This window comes from Saccharomonospora iraqiensis subsp. iraqiensis, from assembly GCF_000430445.1.
Lineage (GTDB): Bacteria > Actinomycetota > Actinomycetes > Mycobacteriales > Pseudonocardiaceae > Saccharomonospora > Saccharomonospora iraqiensis.
The window spans coordinates 1-2,826 of record NZ_KE387101.1 but is presented as its reverse complement, the minus strand read 5'-3'; the positions used below and the strand labels follow the sequence as shown (position 1 = coordinate 2,826).

Here is a 2,826-nt window from a genome sequence, read left to right as displayed (position 1 = left end):
AACACCGGCAGCGCGCGCAGTTCCGCGTCGGTGCGCGGGTCGGCCAGCACCGCGTTCACGATCGCACTGTCCGGCAGCACGCGGCCGGGCGCGCGGTCCCGCCCCCGCGCGAGTGCGTCTCGTTCCTCCCACAGGGCACGGACGGCGGCCAGCCCCCGGGCGGTCTTGATCTTGTGGATGCCGGAGGTACGCCGCCACGGTTCCGCCCGAGGGGCGGGCGGCCCCGCCGTGCGCGCCGCCTCGAACTCCTGGTGTGCCCAGTCGAGCTTGCCCTGGCCCGCGAGTTCGGCCTCCAGCTTCCCGCGCAGCGGGACGAGCAGTTCCACGTCGAGGGCCGCGTAGTTCAGCCATTCCGCGGGCAGCGGACGACGGGACCAGTCGGCCGCGCTGTGCCCCTTCTCCAGCCGGTACCCGAGCAGGGTCTCCACCAGCGTGCCGAGCGCGACACGCTCGTAGCCGGCCAATCTGCCCGCGAGTTCGGTGTCGAACAGCGCGGGCGGGTGCAGCCCGAGCTCGGCCAGGCAGGGCAGATCCTGCGAGGCGGCGTGCAGCACCCACTCGTGCGCCCCGAGGATCTCCGCCAGCGGAGCGAGCTCCCCGTCCAGCGGGATCGGGTCGACCAGCAGCGTGCCGGCTCCTTCCCGCCGGAGCTGGACGAGGTAGGCCTTCGGCCAGTAGCGGTACCCGGACGCCCGTTCGGTGTCCACGGCGATCGGCCCGCTGCCGGCGGCCAACCGGGCACACGCCTCCCGCAGCCCGGCGACGTCGGTGATGACCGGCGGTGTCCCGCCCGCCGGTTCGGTCAACGGGACGCCCCCGGGACCGTCCTGGCTCCCGGCGCCCTGATCTGCGGTGCTCACGGCTGTGGACCCTACGGGACGGGCTCCACCGCGCCTGGTCGGCCCGTCCCGTAGGGTCTCGTCCCGTCAGCGGATGACGCCCGCCCGCATGGCCAGCGCCACCATCTGGGCCCGGTCACCGGTGCCGAGCTTGCGGCCGATCCGCGACAGGTGGGACTTCACCGTGAGCGCGGAGAGACTGAGCTCGTCACCGATCTCCTTGTTGGACTGGCCGTCCGCGACCAGCTGGAGCACCTCGACCTCCCGCGCCGACAGCTCACGCGGGGTGTTGTCGGTGCCCGCCACCCGGGTCCCGGTGGCCAGGACCGGTGCCACGCTCGGATCGGCGTAGACACCGCCCTCGAGCACCCGGCGCACGCCGTCGGTGACCACCACCGGCGACGCGGACTTCAGCAGGTACGCCTGGGCACCCGCCTGGAACGCCGAGCGGACCGCGTACGGGTCGTCCGAGGACGCCAGCACCACGACCCGGAGCCACCCCGTGTTGCGCAGCTCCGTGACGAGTTCGATGCCGCTCCCGTCCGGAAGCCCGAGATCGAGAATGGCGAGGTCGCACGGGCCGGTCGCCGCGGCCCTCGCCCTCGCCTCGGCGACGGTCGCGGCCTCGTGGACCGTTCCCGCGCCCATCTGCGCCATTCGTCCGGCAATCGCCTCCCTCAACAGCGGGTGGTCGTCGACCACCATCACCGAGAACAGTTCCTCCCGCGGGTGCGGGACCATGCTCGCCGGCAACGCGCCGGCTGGCGTGGATCGGACGGCCTGAGTTAAGCCGACGGCAGCCACGTCACTACCTCCCTGGAGTCGGTCGTGCCCCCCGACCGGCACCGGGACTTTCGGCCGTTCAGCCGCGCCAGCTTTAGACCGAAAGTGGTGTCGTCGGAAAGCACTCTAGCCGCCCAACTGGGTCAGTGGGGGGATTGAACGGGCATCTGTCCCTATCGGGTAACTGGTCCCGACCTGTTCTATAGCGCATTCGGGTCGTGATACGCAAAGTGGTTAACGCACTGCTCTGCGTCCGCGATGTCACGAGGTTCCGACTTTCCATTCGCGCGTGCAGATGCCGCGTGCACGCGCCGGCGGCGGTCGTTCGGAACGGTCGTTTCAGCAGGCTGGGGACGTTCGGGGGCGGGGGCGGCGGACCGTGCCGCGCTCCCGCGCGGGGTGTGGATCACCGCGAGTGAGACAAGTGTCGCACACCGTGTCCGGGCGGGTTCGCGGACCCGTCCGTCCGGCCCCGCGGAACGGCCGGGGGGCCACACCGCGCCGTCGGGTCACTCCCCCCGGCGCTGCCCGAACAGGGTCACGCCCACCGGCGGCAGGCCCACGAAACTGCCCAGCGTCTGCGCGAACGCCTCGCCGTGCGGGCGCAGCTCCGTCGAGGTCGGGCTCCAGGACGCGCGCAGCTCGACGTCGTCGCTGCGGGACGGGCCGTCGATGTCACCGAAGCGGGTCGAGGACGTCGCCGTGACCGTGCCCCCGAGCGCCGTCCAGCCGGCCCCGGAGGTCTCCAGCGCGTCGGTGAGCCAGGACCAGCCGACCGCGGCCAGGGACGGGTCCCCCGCGAGGTCGGCGTCCACCTCGGCGCGGAGGTACACCACGATCCGGAACGCCCCGTCCCAGCCCTCCTGGCCGCAGGGGTCGTGCAACAGCACCAACCGGCCCGACGCGGGGACGTCGCCGGGTCCGGTCGTCTCGGCCCCGACGGCGAACGCCCACGGCGCGAGCCGCCGGGGTGCTCTGATCGGTTCGAGCGTCACCTCGGGCCGTGGGCACACCGAACGCAGGGCGGCGACGGCGGTGCGGAACTCCTCGGGCGCCTCGGTCATGGCGGTCACGCCCCGACTGTAAGCCGCACCGCGTCACGACCGTGGACGACACGCGCCGGGACCCGGGACGCGGCGATGTCGGCGGTGTGTGCCCGGTCACGCCGACCGCGGCGGCCCCGGACGGGCCCGGACGGGGCCGG

At 73.2% G+C, this 2,826-nt stretch carries 3 protein-coding genes; all 3 read right to left on the bottom strand.

The annotated features are described in order from the left end of the window. A partial coding sequence (locus ACTIR_RS23435; RefSeq protein ID WP_034240188.1) for an HRDC domain-containing protein occupies positions 1-860 on the bottom strand: 860 nt, incomplete at its 3' end. 66 nt (positions 861-926) lie between these two features. Beyond that, positions 927-1,643, bottom strand: coding sequence for a LuxR C-terminal-related transcriptional regulator (locus ACTIR_RS23430; protein ID WP_007027156.1), 717 nt, complete (start codon positions 1,641-1,643; stop codon positions 927-929). Between the two features lie 488 nt (positions 1,644-2,131). After that, on the bottom strand, positions 2,132-2,686 hold the full coding sequence (locus ACTIR_RS0114365; protein ID WP_199285628.1) for a DUF3000 domain-containing protein: 555 nt from the start codon (positions 2,684-2,686) through the stop codon (positions 2,132-2,134). Positions 2,687-2,826 lie beyond the last annotated feature (140 nt).